Origin of the sequence: Microcoleus sp. B4-C1, assembly GCF_036705285.1 — a bacterium.
Lineage (GTDB): Bacteria > Cyanobacteriota > Cyanobacteriia > Cyanobacteriales > Microcoleaceae > Microcoleus.
The window spans coordinates 1-18951 of sequence record NZ_JAUBUC010000001.1 but is presented as its reverse complement, the minus strand read 5'-3'; the positions used below and the strand labels follow the sequence as shown (position 1 = coordinate 18951).

The following is an 18951-nucleotide window of genomic DNA, read 5'->3' as shown; positions in this document are numbered from 1 at the left end:
TGAGAACCGCTATATTAACTCCAAAATAATAAAATGTTCAGCACTATTCTCAGATGGGTAATTAACCGCCGCTGGCTAGTTGTTATCGCTACCATTATTGTTAGTCTTTGGACATTGTATATCATCCCCCAAATGTCCCTTGATGTCTTTCCTCCTTTTGCACCCCCGCAAGTCGAAATTCAGACGGAAGCACCGGGGCTGGCGCCGGAAGAAATCGAGTCTTTAGTAACACTGCCGATCGAAAGTGCAATTAACGGAACTCCTGGGGTGACAGCAGTGCGATCGTCTTCCGCTGTAGGGCTTTCTGCCGTTAAGGTAATCTTTGATTGGGGAACTGAAATTTACCAAGCCCGCCAGTTGATAACAGAAAGGTTGCAGCAAGCTCAAAGCAAGCTTCCCGCAGGAGTAGAAGCACCACAAATTTCTCCGACAACTTCACCGGTAGGCCTTGTTATTACCTATGCTTTTACCTCGGAAACTACTCCTTTGATGGAAGTGCGCCGTCTGGTTGATTGGCAAGTCACAAATCGCCTTCTAGCTGTGACTGGCGTTGCTCAAGTGGTGGCTTACGGCGGCGATCAGAGGCAGTATCAAGTATTAGTAGAACCTGCAAAGTTGAAAGCTTTTAATGTGTCGTTGCAGGAAGTTGCCGAAGCGACAGCGGCTGCGAATGTTAACGCGCCGGGGGGGTATTTAATTACGCCGGATCGAGAAACTTTAATCCGGGGGGTGGGGCGGATTGCGTCTGTGGAAGATTTGCAGCAATCTGCGATCGCCTCTCGCAACGGAACACCCGTCAGAATTGCTGATGTCGCTGATGTCAAGATTGGTGCTGCAATCAAGCGGGGAGATGGCAGTTTTAACGGCAAAAAAGCTGTGATTGTGATGGTAAACAGACAGCCAGTTGCTGATACTCCGACGGTAACTAAAGCGGTTGAGGCAGCAATGGCTGAGGTGCAGCAAGCTCTGCCAAAAGATATTAAAGTTACTGTGACTTTTCGACAGGAAGAATATATTAATTCCTCGGTGGAGAATGTGCGATCGGCTTTAGTTGAAGGCAGCATCATTGTTACCATCATCCTGATCCCGTTTTTGATGAATTGGCGCACTCTCGCGGTTGTTTTGCTGGATTTCTTTCTGACTTGGCTGTTCGCGCTGCTGGCGATGTATTGGCTGGGGCTGGGGCTGAATACGATGACTTTAGGGGGTTTGTCGGTGGCGATCGGCACTGCGATCGACGATGCGATCGTCTATGCCGAAAATACCTACCGCAACTTGAGAGAAAATAGGTCTTCTCTTAATCCGCGTCCGGTAATGGATGTGATTTTTGACGGCAGTCAAGAGGTGCGCGATTCGTTAATTGGAGCGACTGTTATTGGGATTGTTGTGTTTTCTCCTATTTTTACTTTGCCCGGTGTAGAAGGTCGAATTTTTACGCCGATGGGGATTACTTATTTGGTAGTTGTGGTGATTTCTAGTCTGGAATCGCTGTTAATATCTCCAGCCCTTTGTGCTATCTTGTTGCCTGCCAAACGCATGAGTTCCGAGGAACCTTGGCTGCCGAGATTTTGCAAGCGTATCTATCATTTTTTTATAGAATTGTCAATGCGCTATTCGGCGATAATTTTAGCTTTAGCTGCTGCTAGTATGGTGGCTGCATTAATTATTTTGCCATCTTTTGGACGGGTGTTTTTACCCGAGTTTCAGGAGCAAACTTTGGTAAATACTATTCTGCTTTATCCGGGGGTGTCTTTGGAAACAACAGATAGCGCGGCTTTTGCGATCGAAGATGCACTTAAGGATGATACCAGGTTTGAATACGTGCAAGTGCGATCGGGCAGAGCTCCGGGAGATGCTGATGCTGCGGGAGTCAATTTAGCTCACATTGATATCGGTTTGAGCGAGGAGGGCATGGAACACAGGCCGAAAACTTTGGAGGCGTTGCGGCAGGAATTTGCTAAATTGCCGGGAGTTGCACCAAATATCGGCGGTTTTATTTCTCACCGGATGGATGAGGTTTTATCTGGTGTCAGAAGTCAGATTGCTGTCAAAATCTTTGGCCCGGATTTGGATCAGCTTCGCAGCATCGGTGCCAAAGTTGAAGAGCAAATGAAAACTGTTGAAGGAATTGTAGACTTGCAACTCGAACCCCAGGTGCCAGTGCAACAAATTCAAATTAATTTTAACCGTCAAGCTGCGGGTAGATACGGTTTAAAAATTGGAGAGCTTTCTGAATTAATTGAGACAGCTTTAAACGGCAAAGTTGTTTCTCAAGTTTTGGAGGTGCAGCAAACTTTTGACTTAGTTGTTTGGTTGCAGCCTGAAGCCCGAAATAACTTAGAAACTATTCAGAATTTGTTGGTTGATACTCCAAGTGGCAACAAGATTCCCCTCGCCCAAGTTGCTACTGTAAAATACGGTACTGGCCCAAATACGATTAACCGCGAGAATGTTTCTCGGTTGATTGTGGCAGCGGCTAATGCTAAAGGTCGAGATTTGCGATCGGTTGTGAATGAAATTCAAGCTAAAGTCAAACGAGAGGTACAGTTGCCTTTTGGCTATTTTATCCAGTACGGCGGTCAATTTGAAGCAGAACAAAGAGCTTCCCAAAATATTATGATATTTAGTGCGATCTCTTTTCTTGTAATTACAGTATTGATGTACTTGTCCGTCAAGTCAATTCCTTCAACTGCGATGATTATGATTAATTTACCGCTCGGATTAGTGGGAGGAGTAATTTCTGTAGCTTTGACTGGCGGCATCATCTCTGTAGCTTCTTTAGTGGGTTTTGTCACTTTATTTGGCGTTGCCACCCGCAATGGCTTGTTATTAGTAGACAACTACAACACTAAATTTGCCGAGGGAATGCCTTTTAAGGAAGCAATTATTAAAGGCTCGATGGAACGGCTCAATGCTATTTTGATGACGGCTTCAACTTCAGCTTTAGGTTTAGCACCTTTAGTCTTAGAAGGCGGCCCCGGAAAGGAAATTTTGCAACCTTTGTCAGTAGTAGTTTTAGGAGGATTGTTTACTTCTACTGCCTTGACTCTGTTAGTTTTGCCAGCTTTGTATGCTAAATTTGGTAAAATTTTACGACCTCAACAACCTCAGCCAGTTATTGAAGACGGGAAGGTAATTAAAGCTGAAATAGCGAACTGATCAATCCTACTTAACTCCCTCAATCAAAGTGCAAAGTTCCTCGCTATCGGGATTGTCTGAAGTTCGATTTGTCCAAAGTTTTTTATAAGCTTCCAACTCAGCTTTGAACGCACTCATGCGCTGAATTTCCTCCTCAAAGAAATCTATTTTGCGACTTAATAAGTCTTGCACTAGCGGACAAGCTGTTATTCCTTGACGGCGAGAGGCCAAAATTTGCTGAATTTCTTGAAGAGAAAAGTTGAGTCTTTGAGCTTTCTTGATAAATTGCACTTGTCTGGCAGCATCGGCTGTGTAGTAACGATAACCGCTACTGTTGCGTAAGGCAGGTTCCAGTAACCCTAGGCTTTCATAGTATCGCAGGGTGCCTACAGTAACACCAGTTTGCTTTGCTAGTTTTCCTATTTTTAGTAGGTGCTGTTCTAGGCATTCTGTTTCAAATTTTGTCATAGCAGTTCTAGGTAAATTGGAACCCTATCATTATAGCGATAGCCAGTTTCACTTTTTTGTGCTGTTTATACTTACCCAATTTGGGCGGATAAAATATTTTATTTTGTCCATAATTCTAGTGACTCAAAAAGCAGCAGTAACTCTGTTTTGAGTTACTGCTGCTGTCGGATATTCTCTTGCTTATCCCTGAAATATAAAAACCACTTATACCTGCGCTCTTTCCTATAATTTTTTAAATCAATGAACCTGACTTATTTCACCCCAATTTCATTCTGGCGTTGCAAGCTTGTAATTAGGCAAAGATGCCCTCTGGCTAATTGATGAGCATAATCTCGCGCTCAAATGCTGAAATTTCTCGCAGGCAAGGAAGATAGATGACCATGACTAACTACCGTGTATTTTGAAGGATCTAATTTTCCACCTATAGCGCTTTTGTCTCTACTCAGAAGCTATACATGGGAATTTAGAAATTAGATGCGTTTACCCTGATTGTGGCGTTGCAAGCTTGTAATTAGGCAAAGAGGGCTTCTGGCTTATTGATAAGCATGATCTCGCGCTCGGATACTAAAGTTTTCCGCAGGCAAGCAAGATAGATGACCAGGACTAACTACCGTGTATTTTGAAGGATCTAAATCAATGATTCAACTTCTACAAACAGCGCTGAAATCATCCCTAGCTGGCGATATCACCCAGGCAATTGGAAAGGTTCCCATTGTTCGTCTCAATCGCGTGAGCGAACTCTGTCAGCATCACGAATTTTATCTCAAATTAGAATCCTGTAATCCCGGTGGCAGCATTAAAGAGAAAAATGCTGTATGTCTGGTTCAACACGCAGAACGTACCAGGTTACTCGCCCCCGGCGGCACAATTGTTGAATCTAGTTCGGGTAATTTCGGCATTGGTTTAGCAATGATTGGTGCAGCGCGAGGCTATCGCGTGATGATTGTCATCGATGGTAAAACACCGCCCCCGATTCGGCGAATGCTGGCTGCCTATGGAGCAGAATTGGTAGATGTCCCCCTGAGTGCGGCAGATGCCAATGGATCGATGCAAGTTGCGAGGATGAAAAAAGCCAAAGAACTCGCCGAAACCATTCCTGGTGCCTGGTATCCTTGCCAGCACCGCAATCCCGAAAACCCAACTGCCCACGAGCAATTTACTGCTCGCGAAATCGAACAGGCTTTTCCCGTAGCACCAGATGTTATCGTTATTGGCGTTAGTACGGCGGGACAATTGGCGGGAATTAGCCGATATTTTAAACAGCGTCATCCCCAAACTCGAATTGTCGGCGTAGATGTGGCAGGTTCGGCTATTTTTGGCACGCCGTCTCACCCCTATAAAATGACAGGATTGGGGTTATCTTTTGTACCGCCCAATTTTGATCCAATGGCACTGGATGCAGCGTATTCTGTGAACGATCGCATTGCCTTTTCTGTTTGTCATGCCCTGGCACGTCGAGAAGGCTTGTTGTTAGGAGCATCCACAGGCGCTATCGTTGCCGCTGCCCTAGCTTACAGCCAGCAGCATCGCCATTCTCAACGCATGGTACTGTTGAACCCGGATCGGGGCGATCGCTATCTCGAAACAGTCTACAATCCAGAATGGCTGTCCGAGCAAGGGATTGAAATCTTGGAACAAAAAGCCCTCACCGCTACAATTAACGCCCTTCAAAGCGTCCCTCTTACCCTCGTGCGACAGCAACAACCTGTATAAACAATGACCTTAAAGGCTTCTCCAAGTCCGTCTAAAATCGGTCTGCTAGATTTATGGCGGCAATTTATTCCCCTCTCCCTCAGCGATGTGGCAATGGCTTTTGGCGATCCGATGATGACGGCTGCCCTAGCTCATTTACCCGATGCACGGGTGAATTTGGCAGCCGTGGGCATTGCCAAAGCCCTCGCGGTCTTTTTTGAAAGTCCGATTATTATGATTCTGCACGCCTCGAATGCCCTTGCACCGAATGGGCGATCGCGTCGCGCCTTGTGGCGATTTACGCTTTTAGCAGGCGGCGGACTGAGTGCGTTACTGTTGCTGCTGACGCTGCCGTTTATTTTCGCCACGCTGGGGGGGACGCTGTTAGGAATTCCACCCCAATTGCGGCAGACGGTGCAGACTGTGTTGACGTTAATGTTTCTCTGGCCTTTGGCGATCGCGTGGCGGCGTTATTTTCAAGGATTGCTCATCCACACAGGTCATTCTCAGGCGGTTGCCAAAGCTAGCATGGTTCGTTTGTTAATTGTAGCCCTAACGTTATGGGGCGGATTTGTGTTGAAAATGTCAGGCGCAGTGCTGGCGGGGACTGCTTTGATCGCGGGGGTTCTCTCAGAGGCGCTGGTTGTAACCATTGCGGCGCACCGGCTAGGAGCCACTCGTCTGCCTCGACCCATTGATTCTGAGTTAAAGCTACCCACCAATCTCAAAAGTGTGTGGAATTTCTACTGGCCTTTAGGCTCTTCAATGTTAGTAGTCTGGGGTGGACGTGCTGTCCTGGTGGGAATTATTGCCCGCGCCCAAGACGCTAATATTGCATTGGCGGCTTGGCCTGCGGCTTGGGGATTGGTTTTGGTGATTGCCAATGCGACTCGCATGGTGCAACAGGTGATTATCAAAAATCGAGATCGAGTGAGCGATCGCCAATTAATTGCATTTGCTCTCAGTGTGGGTGGATTTTGTTCGCTACTGTTGTTTTTAGGTAGTACAACGCCATTTGGGTTGCAGGTTGTGCAAAGTTTTATCGGCAACGATGAAGCCCTGGTTGAGAGTATCCGTCCCGTATTGCTGTTGTGCGCGTTTGTACCCCTTCTGGTGGCGGTGCAAAATGCTACTCAAGGTTTTTTGGTCGGGGCAGGTCAAACCAAAGGTCTGAATTATGCAACTTGGATTGGCACGACTATATTGCTTTTAGTTGCGTTCGGTGCAGTTCAGCTTGGGGCATCGGGTGCAATTGCGGCTGCGAGCGCGATGATTATTTCTTTAACAATAGAAGTATCCTGTCTCGCGTTCAATTTACGCAAACAATTATAGCAACCGCCAAGGCTGCGCCGGACGCAAGGCGTAAGACATCCTCGATCGCATGGAGTAAACCATCAAAATTTTGAGAGATCGCTAATCAGTATTTACTTCTTGGCATCATCATTAGTTTCTCCATCGCCGTCCCTTTAATTGTCGATTACAGTTGGCGGGGTTGTCACCCCGCCAGGGTGTTATACTATCTCAGCACTTACTTGTGTGCACACTATATGTAGTGTGCACACAAGCAAGATCGCACTATTCGAGAAGCAGGGTAAAAGAGCAATTAGAAAACTAGCTACCAGATTTGATGTGAGTAAGTATAATTGTTGAACGACTTTTTAGTAGCTGCTGTTCTAAGGATTCTGTTCCAAATTTTTTCATAGCAGTTTTAGGCAAGTTTGAACCCAATCATTATAGTGATAGCCACTTTCAGTTTTGTGTAGTGGTTATAGTCATCCAATTTTTCGATAAAATACTCTATCTTGTCCAAAATAATATTGAAAAAAAAAGCAGCAGTCACTCAAAATTGAGATCGTGCTGCTGTCGGATATTCTCTTGCTTATCCCTGTTAAAAATCCGTGAGGTAATCTACACACCGGGGAAAATAAGGATTATTTATCGCAATTAGCTTGAGGGCAGTCAGGAGTAGGAGTAGTACAGGGGCCGGCGGCAAAGACAACCGCGGCTGTACCTGCTGTCAGGAGAACTGCCGTCAAAGCTGCAAGAGTGAAGCGTTTAGTCTGAGTTGCTTTAATCATGAATTTTTACCGGGGAATCTAGGATCGAAAAGTTTCTTTGGGAAACTATATATAGCATAAACCCTCAAGTCGGCTATAGAGTCAAGGGGGGGAAAGATTAAAAATGATAAAAATATTGAATTTCCGAGGTCACGATCCGAATACCTGTATGAAAGTCTGAAGATTTCATCCAGATTTCATTTTTGGGTGTCATATTCTAATTATTGTACCCAAAAAATAAATCGAATGAAAGCGCTCAAGTCAAGCTTAGTTATTCTAGGCAGTGTCGGATTGCTGTTTTTGGGAGCTTGCAGCAAAAGCGACCAAGGAACCGGCCCAAACAGCAGCCCAACATCCGCTCCTGTTGCCTCTCAACCTAATACTTCCAGTTCGGCCGCTTCTCCTGCAGCATCTGCTAAAACAGAACCTCCCAAACCATCTAAAGGAGGTCAAGTTGTCGAGTCTGGACCTTACCACCTAGAACTTTTAACTCTGAAAGAGGATAGCGGAACTCACTTAGATCTTTATTTGCAAAAAGGCGATACCCACGAACCGATTCCTAATGCAAAAGTGACGGCACAAGTGCAGTCTCCGAATGGAGAGCAGCAAACGCTGGACTTCAAATACGATGCTGATGGCAAACATTACGCCGTTGTATTTCCAGGCAAAGATGCAGGAAGTTATCCCGTGAAAGTGACTGCGGATATTAACGGAGAAAAAGTTGACGGTCGTTTTAGCTTCAATCAATAGAATGCAAGTTTTCTTACAATTGATCGGAAATCCCCTAAAATGATTTAAACACAGGATAAGCAGCACAGCTTTCTCGCAAAATGAATAGTCTAAATTACCAAGATTATCCGGTTGAGCGAGGAATAGAAGGAATAATCATTTAGATGCTCTAGCATTAATGAAAGTCAATGCTCGGAAATTTATAAGAGTACAAAATCCCTAATCAAACGAGGAAAGACCATGAAAACAGTAAAGTCAGGTTTAATTATTCTGGGTACTGTGGGGCTAATATTTTTGGGAGTTGGAAGTAACAACAGCCAAGCTGCTACTTCAGCCAACAGTTCTGCCGTCTCGTCTTCAAAACCCATTACAAGAACAGAGATAGCCGCCGCTCAAAACAAAGGCGGTCAAGTCGTTGAATCAGGGCCTTATCATTTAGAGTTGGTGGTCGAGAAAGAAGCCACTCAAACTCACCTGGATTTCTATTTGCAAAGAGGCGACAACCACCAGACAATACCTAATGCGAAGATAACCGGTCAAATTCAGATGCCCGATCGCACTCAAAAGACTGTTACCTTCACTTATGACCAGAAAGACCAGCACTATACAGCTTTCCTGCCTGGAAAAGTTGTAGGTCAGTATCAGATGAAGATTACTGCTGATATTAACGGTCAAAAGGTAGACGGTCGATTCACCTTCACTCGGTAGACTTTTTAGTAGGTTGAATCTGCGGTTGACTGGTTGACGGGTTGCTGGCGGGCTGTTTGTTGTCGTGACCAACTAATGCCCGCCAACTTCCGTTTAGAAAGAAGAAAGCAGCCATAGGCACAAGGCAACACGCCAGCATTGCTATCCCCATACCCATCCATAGGAGAATTGGGTTTTTTAATTTTTGCTCGCTCATTTTTATAAGTTTCATTCTGTCATTTTCACAGTAGGGTAATTCGGCAATTTTATGATAGCATACCGGATTGCTGTCAGAGATGAGCTATTTACCTGCACTATAAGTCGCATCAATATTAAAATTTTCATCCTGATTTCATTTAGGAATGTAAACCTTAAGTTGAGCGCGGTTAAACGCTGTCTAATCAGAATGTAACGTTTCTGGTGTTGCACCCGCCAAGTAGTAGGGATACGTCACTGCCCGCAGGTGTCAACTTAAGACTGAAACCCTTGACAAATATCGTTTGCAGCCGAGTGTGGCTACCATCACTACCCCTGTTTTTACAATGCAAAAAGCATCTACTAGGTTTGCTGAATTCGATTTAATCAGAGCTTTGGCGATCGTCAGTGTTGTGATTATTCATGCTGGTTTTTTGTCATTACCCGATCGCAGAATTCTATTTATTTCGATCGATACACTCCAGCTTTTCTGCGTACCTGCATTTTTACTGATCAGCGGTTTTTTTCTTACCAACAAGCTTGAAAATCAAAATAACCCGACGCTGATATTAAAGAAAAGGCTGTCGAGAATTATACCGCCCTATCTTTTTTGGTCAGTAGCCTTCTACATTTTAAATAATTTGGGCAACCTCAAACGATTTGATTTACTTGGATTAGTTAGAGATGTGCTGACAGGTTCTGTGCTGCCCCCCTATTACTTTATAGTTGTGATTGTTCAATGCTATTTGTGGTGGTGGATTCTAGTTAAATTAAAATTTTTTGAGCCCCGAAAAGTTTTGGCTTTGGGTTTCACCATTCAAATAGCTTTTACCATAGTCTTTTACTTAGTTGCTTTCAAATACTTACCTTCCATACCTATACCGCTGATAGAGCGCTGGATTTTTAGTTGGATTTTGCCGTTTTCCACTGGTTTAGTTCTTGGCAGTTGCTATGACAACATTCAAGGATACCTTCAGCGCCAAAGAATGCTTATTTTAGCAGCAACTATCTTGTTCTATCTAGCGAGTATTTGGGAATTTTACCTACTCAGTGAAGTGAATTCGGATGCCTGGTTTGCCCGATCGTTTTTTAAACTATCTACTCAAGGATACGCAATTTGGTTCGTACTGTCGATATTGGCATTTTCTCAAAGCATCATACTTCCCAGTAAACTATCGAAATTAGTCAAAATATTGGCGGCTTACTCCTTTCCTATATACCTGCTAGATGTGATGGTAGTAAACTATGTTAATTTAGCGTCTTATAAATTTATGTATTCTGCCGAGCCACTGTTCAAGCTCGGAGTTTTAGTGACGGTAGATTTGCTAGTTTGTTTTGGGATTATTTACCTGTTGCAAAAACTTTTACCCAAGAATTACAGTCAGTACATTCTGGGAATTTAATCTGGATTTACGCAACATCCGTGGGGGCGAGGCGATCGAAAATGGGGAAATGGGTTTAACATTTAGTTCCAATATTCAATAAATTAATTATGAAACTCCAAAACATTGTAGGAACCAATAAGAAAGTGGATGTAAAGGCGATCGCTGCCGATAAAGAGCTAACTCGCCAAATCCAAATTCGTCTCATCGACTTAGGTTTGCTAGACCCTCCAGCCAACGGCATCTTTAGTCCAGTCTCTACTGCGGCTCTCAATCGATTTCACAAGCTGATTCAGTGCACTGATGAACCAGGATTTATCGGAGCAAAAACAGCCGAGAAACTTATTGAAGCCAAGCCATCGGATCTCAAATTTCCACCTCCTGTCCTCAAGATAGTTAATGAGACAGTTCTCAAGGCTAGACCTATCTATGCGTTAAATTTATCAGATGCAGAGAAACAAAAAATTGAAACGGGGAAAGTATTGGAGCTTGTCTCTTATGAAATGGTTCGCGATCACATCCGAGTAGCTTTGCGAAAAGATTCCTTTAAAAATTCTCAAATCTGGTATGTCTATAGGTCGCACGTCCAAATTTTACAAGAAGGAAAGGTAATTTATCCAAAAACTAAGCCTAAGAGCTTTCAACTTGCTAATTTTCCTTACAAATACCAACTGGATAATTACTATAATCCGACTGGTGCTTGCAATGTCACATCAATGGCAATGTGCTTGCAGTTCCTCAACAAACCGCGCCGGGACACGATCGGTCAATTTGAGGACGAACTCTACGCATATGCACTCAACAAAGGTTACAGTCGCTGGAACCCCTACGACTTGGCAAAAATTGTCAGAGAGTATGGTGCTCAAGATACCTTTAAAGAGAATGCGACCTTTGAGGAAGTTAAAGATTGGTTAGTAGATGGAAACCCAACTGTCATACATGGCTATTTTACTTCTTTCGGTCATATTCTGCCCGTAGTTGGATATGACGAAACTGGCTTGATTGTTCACGATCCTTATGGAGAATGGTTTGCTAGCGGGTATAACAACAATGCCAATGGAGCTTATCTTCACTATTCCTATGATTTAATCCGTCGCGTTTGTATGGCAGATGGAAATTTCTGGGTTCATTTCATTTCCAAGTAAGAGAGTAAAGCGCTTGTTTGCTATTAAAATTCACCTCTCACTGGTTCATATTTCATCTTGATTTCATAATTAGCTGTCAATCTAGTTAATAAGAAGCTAACTCTTCAAATATGAATGTTGAAGTAGGTTGGCGTACTGTACTTAATTTCCTAGAGAGTCAAAACTATGAGAACACTCATTTACGGTGCTGTATTTGCTCTGTCAGCCGCAGTTTTAGTTCCTGCTGTCCATGCGAGCACCAGAACAGGCGCCGAGAATTTTCCTCACATTGATAGTTCAGTACAATTTCCGGAAACTAAGGCAAGAATCGTCAGGCATACTTTCCGGCTACACATTCCTCAAGGAACTAGGGCTATTTCTCAATTAAAAATTAGCGTTCCTGCGGGGTTAACTGTCAGGGATGATATCAGTATATCTGACGATTCAGGTCAAAAAATTGACACTAAGGTTTCTGTCAACAGCAATCAAGTTATACTAACCTTCTCCCAACCTCTTTCTCCCGAAAACACAATCAAAATTACCATGAATAAAGTAATAATTTCTGGAGTTTCTAACGCTTGGATGTACCAACTTACTGCTACATTAGTTGGCGACAATACAGACATTCTCCTCGGTATAGCACGGGTTCGCAGCTATCAATAAAAAAATCAGGTGTTACGGCCGATCTTTCATCCTGGTTTCATCCATACGTATCAAACTAAGAAATAAGCCAAACGTTAGTTTTCAAGGAGTGCAGTCGTGAAAAAATTAATTAGCATTAGTGCAGCATTTGCCCTAATTATTGCCTCTTCTATCTCCGCAGCAAAAGCAACAGGAATACCGGGAGATTCCCAATCACCTCACATTGTCGGAGGCCGTTCCTATCCTGACTACCCAACTTGGAGAGCCTTCCACGATTTTGACGTTCACGTTGAGGGAGAAGCCATTTCAGAACTATCAATTCAGTTGCCCTCACTGCGAATCAAGGGTATTGAAGTAAGCAGGCAATCCGGTGAAAAGATTGAGGCAACAACTTCTGTTAAAGGTGGAAAAGCAATGGTAGTTTTCTCCAAACCTGTAGTTGCCGGGACTGTGCTGACAATTTCTATGCTTGAGGTTGAGGCTTCCATCTACCCGCGTAATTATATATACCGCGTTTATGCCAAGAAAGTGGGTCAGAGTTCAGACAGTAAAGTTGGTACGGCCAATATTCAAACTCTCCCACGGTGGTAAATGCTTTTGGAGGTTAATTTCCTAAGCGACTGACATCTTACCTGGATTTATTTCAGGGCTTTTAGACCCATTAATGCCGAGTCCATTGAGTTAATTATTTGAGGAGCATCGCCATGAAAAAGTTAGTTTACGCCACTGCATTCACCTTCTTGTTGTCATATAATGCCCCCGCTACTGTTGCGGGAGGAGCGATGCGAAATGCTAATATTTCTCACCTGATTCACAGCGGAGCCCATCCCAATAGCGCTCGCTTTCAGGGTGCTACTCATCATTTTGAAGTTCACGTTCAGGGAAAACCTCTTTCGGCACTTACAATTGATTTACCGGATGATGTGAAAATGCGTAGCGGAATTGACGTAACAAATCAATCTGGTCAAAAAATCGAGTCTCAAGTTTCTGTTAATAACCGAAAAGCGACAGTGGTTTTCTCCCAACCTGTTTCTCCTGATACCACCATATCGATTGATATGCGGGGCATTCACACTCCTGGTTACAGTCGGAGTTGGATGTACGCTATCTCTGGTAAAATGGCGGGAATAAACGCAGAAGTACCACTCGGTACAGTTTTAATTCAAACCTACTAAAGGTAGCTGGCAGTTAGGGATTTTAAATTGCAATTAACTTGAATAAATTCGAGAAAATTGCAATTTAAAATTTGCTATTACTTAAAGGCTAAAAGCTGAAAAAGTCGGAAGAGTGCTATCTTTTGTTGCTCAATTTTTGAAACAATTTACTGCAATAAATGAGAGTTATGTCCTGACCAATTACCTATTAACACTTTAACACTTACCAATTACCTATTAGGAAAGATGAATCAAAATAAACTATTTAATCGGACTCGCTGGAAATTAGCCATTTCCTATGCAGCAGTAATGGGTTTGATTTTAAGCTTGTTGGGATTTGGTGTATATAGGGCGATCGCCCACGCTCACTGGGTAGCCCTAGACCGGGAATTAGAATCGGTAGCGGGAACGCTACATGACAGCCTAGAAATCAAATTGCAGCAGCCCGGACGCCTGGAACCAATAGTCAATGAACTTTTGCCCAACCTCCGCGTAATTGGAGTTAACGGCATTAAAGAACAGTTGCCAAGCCGCCATACTTTAAGCGCTATCAACCAAAGCTATTACTATATCCGTTTATTTGATAAGTCAGGAAATTTGATTGCTACAGCAGGCGCTTATCCCAAAGAATTGCTAGGGACTTTTAACTCACAACACTGGCAAACCATTACTGACAGCAAAGGCAATATTTATCACCAAATTTCTGTATCACTGCATACTCAAAATCAGAAAAATTGGGGATACTTTCAAGTGGGGCGGAGCTTGCAAGACTTCAACGATTATCTCAGTACAGTCAAATTAGTTTTAAAGTTGGGATTGCCTACTGCGTTAATCTTGGTAGGCTTTTCTAGTTGGTGGCTGGCAGGATTGGCAATGAAACCAATTTATGCTTCCTACCGACAAATTCAACAGTTTACAGCGGATGCCGCTCACGAACTACGAACGCCTTTAGCCGCCTCTCAAGCGACAGTAGAATCCGGGCTGTTGATGTCTGAATTGGATGAAAAAGAAGCGCGGGAAATTTTGCGAACTGTAGAGCGCCAAAACCGCAGATTGACTCAGTTAGTGGCTGATTTGTTGCTGTTGGCGCGGATGGATAATCAACCGATACCCGATCGCCCTCAATTGTGTTGTTTAAATGACTTGGTTAGCGATTTAGTCGAGGAATTGGCAGCAATGGCGATCGCCAGAGAGGTAGCGCTAACATCGGAATTGCCGGTGCATCAGCCATTGACTATTATTGGTGATTCTAACCAGCTTTATCGCTTAGTTTTTAATTTAATTGTCAATGCCATTCAATACACTTCACCTGGTGGCAAAGTAACGGTTATTTTAGAAAAAAATGACCATTTAGTTGTGATTCATGTTCAAGATACAGGGTGTGGGATTGCAGCAGAAGATCAAAAGCAAATTTTTGATCGTTTCTATCGAGTTAACAGTTCACGCGATCGCGTTACTGGCGGCTCGGGATTGGGATTGGCGATAGCGCAAGCTATAGCCTTAGCACATGGCGGTAGCCTGACTGTGCAAAGTAAATTGGGTACGGGTAGCATTTTCACACTGCGATTTCGAGAAAGAAATGCGGCGTTGATGAATGATGCCATGAATCATGGAGTAATCGGCACATCCTAGAACTTGGGCGTTGGGCGTTGCACATTTATGGTATGATGGACAAATATACTTAACTAACTAGGGCTTGCTCAATAAGTGGTTCAAGTAAACACTGTATGGGTTTTCGGACGAAGAAAGGTAGTAATGTGCAGGAAAAACAGGTGAAATAGATCAAAATCCCTGCATTACCATCTGCGAGCATATACATAAAAGCGGAACTTTATCTTCTCCCACCCTTGGAGTTTGAGCTAGCCAACGGATACAAAGAGGTTTTTCAAACTTGACCACACATGATTTTTTAGGGTCTATAGCTTGTGCAATTATCTTTGATAAGTCGCTCCTTCAATCCTAGGTTTTTAAGCATGGTTTTCTTCCCCTTCTTCTTTCCATTATTACTCCCTTTACTCGACCATAAAAACTGTTGGTAAGACGATAACGCGGAGCTGTAGTCAGAAAGTCTTTACGTAGAGCTTAATGCTCAAACTTTAGGGTTTCTAACGCTCGTTCGCGCCAATATAAAAATAAAGGCAAAGCACAAGATACACCAATGCCAAAAGTAGCGACAACGTAAACAAACAACCAGCGACGAGACAAACCTAATCGCTTTAGCTCAATAAATGAAAAACAGAAGAAGACATCTGCACAAATGAGCAAATCTATTGCTACGGCAGAAGCGACATGATTAGCGAACGCATTCTGGAAAAATAAATCGAGATCAAGACCATTCTGGAGAAAGAACTTCAGCAGAAAGCTCCAAGGCGCGATCGCACCAATAATCGTTAGCAGCAGATAAAGCGATTGGGTTGACAGAAATTTTTTGGATGTAGGTAGTTGCCGCTGTAGATAAGTTGCATTGGACATAGGTTCACTTTCCTTTTGTTATCAGCACTTCAACAGGGACTTGGTTTGGCGAAGCGTAAAAGTTCGTCATCAACCCTGTTGCTCTGATTGTCACCCTCCGAGATAATATAAACAATTACCTACGAGGTAATAAGGATAGTAAAATGGCGAGCGCTTCAACCTCAACGCAATCAACTCCAAACCGAGACGCATCCTTTGGGAATCTGCTCAAACACTGGCGCAATCAACGCGGTTTGAGTCAACTCGATTTGGCTTTAGCTGGCAATGTCTCTCAGCGGCATATCAGCTTCTTAGAATCAGGCAGAGCTAATCCCAGCCGGGATATGGTACTGCAACTGGCGGCTGTGCTACATGTTCCTCTGCGCGATCAAAACATCATGCTCACGGCGGCGGGCTTTGCGCCGATTTATTCCCAAAGCGATTTATCAGCGCCTGAAGTTGAACCGATCCGCAAAGCCATAGAGTTTATCTTGCGCCAGCAAGAACCCTATCCGGCATTAGTAATGGATCGTTATTGGAATTTAATCCAGAGCAATACAGCCGCGCAACAGCTTACCAATTGGTTAGTTCATCCAGAGAAGCTGCAACACCATTTCTGCATCAACGGCAGGATTAATCTGATGCGGCTGATGTTTCATCCTCAAGGGTTCAAGCCGTTTGTGGGGAATTGGGAAGAAATTGCTAGCCATCTGATGCAACGGGTGTATCGAGAAGCGTTCGTCGATGGACATAGCGACGAATCTATGGCTCTTTTTCAAGAACTACAAGCTTATCCAGATGCCCCCCGCTTGTGGCAGCAATCTCTACCCCGCACCTGGCAACTACCCTTGTTGACGGTACAGTTTGTCAAAGACGGACTGAGCCTTAACTTATTTTCGGCGATCGCCACGTTAGGTACTCCTCATGACATCACGTTGCAGGAACTGCGGATTGAAAGCCTGTTTCCGGCAGATGAGGTGGCGCAAACCAATCTTGCAAATTTTTACAGGGATACACCGGCACCCCACTAGAGATGGGTACTCCCCAGAAAGCCGGGGCCGGTGGGCTAATATGGGCACACATATCGTTAGCGCACTCAATGCCGAAGTATTCCCCTGAAACAGTCGAGGCCATCTTAGAAACCATCCGCACAACGGGCAGCGCGTGAGCCGGTCGCCTAATGAGTGTCTGGTTGCTCGCGCGTCGCTTCGATATTAGGAAAAAGCCCTATCCTGATAAATCTTTGTTGATATTAAACACAGAACAAAATTACAAACATCAACAAAATGGTTACTAACAAGACACACATCGCCGTCTCTCTAGACCTGGGAACCAGCATTCCCAGCAGTGTACGTGCAGCAGATGCAAGCAACCTCGTTCTGAAAATTAGGCACGAAAACGAATTAGAAAAGGTACGGGCTCAAAATCAACAGTTGGTGGAATTTCGATCACAAGTTGAGGCCACGCAGGCTGCGAGCGAAAAGCTGAAGGTTCAACAGGTTCAACAGTTGGTGGAATTTCGATCACAAGTTGAGACCACGCAGGCTGCGAGCGAAAAGCTGAAGTTTAATGACAGGCGTTTTGGTAGCTACAAAACCTGGCAGTCATTCCGCATCCTGTCCTAGTTAGGTCGATCGCCAACTCTCTAGCGTCTGTCTCATCTCCTGACCTAGCAGTAGCACTTCTAAGTCCTAGATGGGTAAATTTGATTTCCTTGACCTAATTGCAACGATCACAGACGCTCTCGCCATTAAGACACCGTATTAGGGTCTGCTCTTAACCTGCCTTCATACCAACAGTTTAGCCGATTGCAAAGCGCGAGTCCGACAACAGCAATTTATGCAACTGCCAAGGCTGACATAACGGCTGCTACGCTGCCAATTTTTTCGCACTTCTGAAATTTGATTTTTAATTCAACTTACCATACCGTAACTTGACTATTAAGTCAATTCACTTGTTGTTAAAAACGCTAAAAAATAGCTAATTGTTGTGGAGCGCTAAAGTCAGGGATTTGCAGTATAAAGTCAGGCGTTTGCAGTATAAAGTCAGGCAAGTGCAGGTATTTGCAGGGGGTGCACTTTACCTGCAAATGCCTGTAAATATCCTGCAAATGCCTGACTTTTTCGGTCAAATTACTGCTTTTTTGTGCTCTTCGTGACTTTGCTTGTTGAGGCTGCTTTTGGCTGTTCTCAATCGGTAGCAAGCAATGGTTTTGCGATCGCAAACCATGATTAATGCGTGCAGAAAAAAAATAATACACCCTGATGAATGGGGCATCCTAGGTGTCAAGCGACTTGATTTTTACCCGATATCCAACTGTGCTGATTGCACGAACATTGCTCCTGCTGTTGTGGAGACCCTTGTGACAGCATCGGCGTCAATTGCCCCAACTGTCCCGATCGCACGCTTAGCGGAGCGAACCTCACTCGCTCTCTTGTAAACTAAATTTTATGCCTGATAGGAAGCTAGGAAAAAAAGTGAGGAACAGTCGTAGCAATAGCAATGTTGGGAGATATATTTATACCGATACCGGTAAAGGAAAGTTCCGGCTAAGTTTTCTGAAACTTATAGTGCGATCGCTCCTACCTACAACGGCTTCAAGCGGCCGGGGCGAGCGCTGTATTGGCTACATGGCGATTGCCCTTCAACGAACGCCTCGCAGTAAATTAAAGTCGCCACACCTTAATTATTCGCTATTCGCGAATATAGAATAAAGGAAACAATGCGCTCGCTCATCCGCTATGCTAAAACCCCAAGATATCCTTGCAATACTCAAAGTCCACAGTTGGGATTCAACGAACTGGACGTACAGTTCTCTCGCTCAAAGCTTGGGCATGAGCGCATCAGAAGTTCATGCTGCCCTTGAGCGTTCTGAAGCTGCGGGTCTGTATTATGGCTCCGAGCGGAAAATTTTGAAGCAAGCGGTGTTGGAATTCTTGGTTCACGGGTTGCGCTATGTATTCTACGCCCAGCCAGGCCCCCTCTCGCGGGGATTGCCAACTGCACATTCTGCTGAGCCGTTGAAAAGCAAGCTGGTTGCCTCACCGTCTGAGGTTTACGTCTGGCCTGACCCTCAAGGTGTCGTGAGAGGGCAGGCAATCGCGCCTCTGTACCGCTCAGTCCCCCAAGCTGCCAGTAACGATCCAGAACTCTACGCCTTGCTCAGCTTGATTGACGCTATTCGAGTTGGTCGGGTGCGGGAGCAACGTTTAGCCGCTAGCGAACTTGAAAA

The 18951-nt window shown here is 44.3% G+C and carries 19 protein-coding genes; 15 read left to right on the top strand and 4 right to left on the bottom strand.

Going from position 1 to position 18951, the window contains the following annotated elements:
- Positions 1–33 precede the first annotated feature (33 nt).
- On the top strand, positions 34–3159 hold the full coding sequence (locus tag QUB26_RS00095; protein WP_333142762.1) for an efflux RND transporter permease subunit: 3126 nt from the start codon (positions 34–36) through the stop codon (positions 3157–3159).
- A 6-nt stretch (positions 3160–3165) separates the two neighbouring features.
- On the opposite strand, the gene QUB26_RS00090 is transcribed toward QUB26_RS00095, so the two are convergent.
- On the bottom strand, positions 3166–3606 hold the full coding sequence (locus QUB26_RS00090; protein WP_333142761.1) for a heavy metal-responsive transcriptional regulator: 441 nt from the start codon (positions 3604–3606) through the stop codon (positions 3166–3168).
- A 636-nt stretch (positions 3607–4242) separates the two neighbouring features.
- Here QUB26_RS00090 and QUB26_RS00085 point away from each other — a divergent pair.
- A complete protein-coding gene (locus QUB26_RS00085) occupies positions 4243–5319 on the top strand; it encodes a cysteine synthase family protein (protein WP_333142760.1) in 1077 nt (358 codons plus the stop codon).
- A gap of 3 nt (positions 5320–5322) precedes the next feature.
- Positions 5323–6630: a hypothetical protein gene (locus QUB26_RS00080; RefSeq protein ID WP_333142759.1), complete on the top strand. Its 1308-nt coding sequence runs from the start codon at positions 5323–5325 to the stop codon at positions 6628–6630.
- Positions 6631–7229: 599 nt separating this feature from the next.
- Here QUB26_RS00080 and QUB26_RS00075 read toward each other — a convergent pair.
- Complete coding sequence (locus tag QUB26_RS00075; RefSeq protein ID WP_015211800.1) at positions 7230–7376, bottom strand: hypothetical protein; 147 nt, start codon at positions 7374–7376, stop codon at positions 7230–7232.
- A gap of 225 nt (positions 7377–7601) precedes the next feature.
- Here QUB26_RS00075 and QUB26_RS00070 point away from each other — a divergent pair, with 225 nt between their 5' ends.
- Both QUB26_RS00070 and QUB26_RS00065 read left to right on the top strand, forming a co-directional pair.
- A complete protein-coding gene (locus QUB26_RS00070; RefSeq protein WP_333142758.1) occupies positions 7602–8105 on the top strand; it encodes a hypothetical protein in 504 nt (167 codons plus the stop codon).
- A 219-nt stretch (positions 8106–8324) separates the two neighbouring features.
- The gene (locus QUB26_RS00065; protein ID WP_333142757.1) at positions 8325–8792 is read left to right on the top strand and encodes a hypothetical protein; all 468 of its coding nucleotides are present in this window, start codon (positions 8325–8327) and stop codon (positions 8790–8792) included.
- Here QUB26_RS00065 and QUB26_RS00060 read toward each other — a convergent pair.
- Positions 8782–9003, bottom strand: a complete 222-nt coding sequence (locus QUB26_RS00060; protein ID WP_333142756.1) for a hypothetical protein — start codon at positions 9001–9003, stop codon at positions 8782–8784. The two genes, QUB26_RS00065 and QUB26_RS00060, sit on opposite strands and share 11 nt — an antisense overlap.
- Before the next feature lie 310 nt (positions 9004–9313).
- Between QUB26_RS00060 and QUB26_RS00055 the strand changes: the two genes are divergently transcribed.
- From QUB26_RS00055 to rppB, 6 genes are all read left to right on the top strand, one after another.
- Positions 9314–10369: an acyltransferase gene (locus QUB26_RS00055; protein ID WP_333316039.1), complete on the top strand. Its 1056-nt coding sequence runs from the start codon at positions 9314–9316 to the stop codon at positions 10367–10369.
- Between the two features lie 89 nt (positions 10370–10458).
- Entirely contained in the window at positions 10459–11493 is a 1035-nt protein-coding gene (locus QUB26_RS00050; protein ID WP_333142754.1) for a C39 family peptidase, read from the top strand.
- Between the two features lie 165 nt (positions 11494–11658).
- Positions 11659–12135, top strand: coding sequence for a DUF2808 domain-containing protein (locus QUB26_RS00045; RefSeq protein WP_333142753.1), 477 nt, complete (start codon positions 11659–11661; stop codon positions 12133–12135).
- 96 nt (positions 12136–12231) lie between these two features.
- Positions 12232–12705, top strand: coding sequence for a hypothetical protein (locus QUB26_RS00040; protein ID WP_333142752.1), 474 nt, complete (start codon positions 12232–12234; stop codon positions 12703–12705).
- A gap of 113 nt (positions 12706–12818) precedes the next feature.
- On the top strand, positions 12819–13289 hold the full coding sequence (locus QUB26_RS00035) for a DUF2808 domain-containing protein (protein WP_333142751.1): 471 nt from the start codon (positions 12819–12821) through the stop codon (positions 13287–13289).
- Positions 13290–13514: 225 nt separating this feature from the next.
- On the top strand, positions 13515–14900 hold the full coding sequence (rppB, locus tag QUB26_RS00030; RefSeq protein WP_333142750.1) for a two-component system sensor histidine kinase RppB: 1386 nt from the start codon (positions 13515–13517) through the stop codon (positions 14898–14900).
- 450 nt (positions 14901–15350) lie between these two features.
- Here rppB and QUB26_RS00025 read toward each other — a convergent pair whose 3' ends face one another.
- The gene (locus QUB26_RS00025; protein WP_333142749.1) at positions 15351–15740 is read right to left on the bottom strand and encodes a DUF2834 domain-containing protein; all 390 of its coding nucleotides are present in this window, start codon (positions 15738–15740) and stop codon (positions 15351–15353) included.
- A 143-nt stretch (positions 15741–15883) separates the two neighbouring features.
- On the opposite strand from QUB26_RS00025, the gene QUB26_RS00020 reads away from it, so the two are divergent.
- The 4 genes from QUB26_RS00020 to QUB26_RS00005 all read left to right on the top strand — a co-directional run.
- Positions 15884–16750: a helix-turn-helix transcriptional regulator gene (locus QUB26_RS00020; protein WP_333142747.1), complete on the top strand. Its 867-nt coding sequence runs from the start codon at positions 15884–15886 to the stop codon at positions 16748–16750.
- Positions 16751–17005: 255 nt separating this feature from the next.
- Positions 17006–17344 (top strand): hypothetical protein, encoded by a 339-nt coding sequence (locus tag QUB26_RS00015; RefSeq protein WP_333142746.1) that lies wholly within the window; start codon positions 17006–17008, stop codon positions 17342–17344.
- 359 nt (positions 17345–17703) lie between these two features.
- Positions 17704–17877, top strand: a complete 174-nt coding sequence (locus QUB26_RS00010) for a hypothetical protein (RefSeq protein WP_333142745.1) — start codon at positions 17704–17706, stop codon at positions 17875–17877.
- Positions 17878–18460: 583 nt separating this feature from the next.
- On the top strand, positions 18461–18951 hold a 491-nt coding region (locus QUB26_RS00005), incomplete at its 3' end, for a hypothetical protein (RefSeq protein WP_333316037.1).

Coding starts and splice junctions, on each gene's coding strand:
- QUB26_RS00095 (WP_333142762.1), top strand. CDS start 34: ATGTTCAGCACTATTCTCAGATGGGTAATTAACCGCCGCTGGCTAGTT.
- QUB26_RS00090 (WP_333142761.1), bottom strand. CDS start 3,606: ATGACAAAATTTGAAACAGAATGCCTAGAACAGCACCTACTAAAAATA.
- QUB26_RS00085 (WP_333142760.1), top strand. CDS start 4,243: ATGATTCAACTTCTACAAACAGCGCTGAAATCATCCCTAGCTGGCGAT.
- QUB26_RS00080 (WP_333142759.1), top strand. CDS start 5,323: ATGACCTTAAAGGCTTCTCCAAGTCCGTCTAAAATCGGTCTGCTAGAT.
- QUB26_RS00075 (WP_015211800.1), bottom strand. CDS start 7,376: ATGATTAAAGCAACTCAGACTAAACGCTTCACTCTTGCAGCTTTGACG.
- QUB26_RS00070 (WP_333142758.1), top strand. CDS start 7,602: ATGAAAGCGCTCAAGTCAAGCTTAGTTATTCTAGGCAGTGTCGGATTG.
- QUB26_RS00065 (WP_333142757.1), top strand. CDS start 8,325: ATGAAAACAGTAAAGTCAGGTTTAATTATTCTGGGTACTGTGGGGCTA.
- QUB26_RS00060 (WP_333142756.1), bottom strand. CDS start 9,003: ATGAAACTTATAAAAATGAGCGAGCAAAAATTAAAAAACCCAATTCTC.
- QUB26_RS00055 (WP_333316039.1), top strand. CDS start 9,314: ATGCAAAAAGCATCTACTAGGTTTGCTGAATTCGATTTAATCAGAGCT.
- QUB26_RS00050 (WP_333142754.1), top strand. CDS start 10,459: ATGAAACTCCAAAACATTGTAGGAACCAATAAGAAAGTGGATGTAAAG.
- QUB26_RS00045 (WP_333142753.1), top strand. CDS start 11,659: ATGAGAACACTCATTTACGGTGCTGTATTTGCTCTGTCAGCCGCAGTT.
- QUB26_RS00035 (WP_333142751.1), top strand. CDS start 12,819: ATGAAAAAGTTAGTTTACGCCACTGCATTCACCTTCTTGTTGTCATAT.
- rppB (WP_333142750.1), top strand. CDS start 13,515: ATGAATCAAAATAAACTATTTAATCGGACTCGCTGGAAATTAGCCATT.
- QUB26_RS00025 (WP_333142749.1), bottom strand. CDS start 15,740: ATGTCCAATGCAACTTATCTACAGCGGCAACTACCTACATCCAAAAAA.
- QUB26_RS00020 (WP_333142747.1), top strand. CDS start 15,884: ATGGCGAGCGCTTCAACCTCAACGCAATCAACTCCAAACCGAGACGCA.
- QUB26_RS00015 (WP_333142746.1), top strand. CDS start 17,006: ATGGTTACTAACAAGACACACATCGCCGTCTCTCTAGACCTGGGAACC.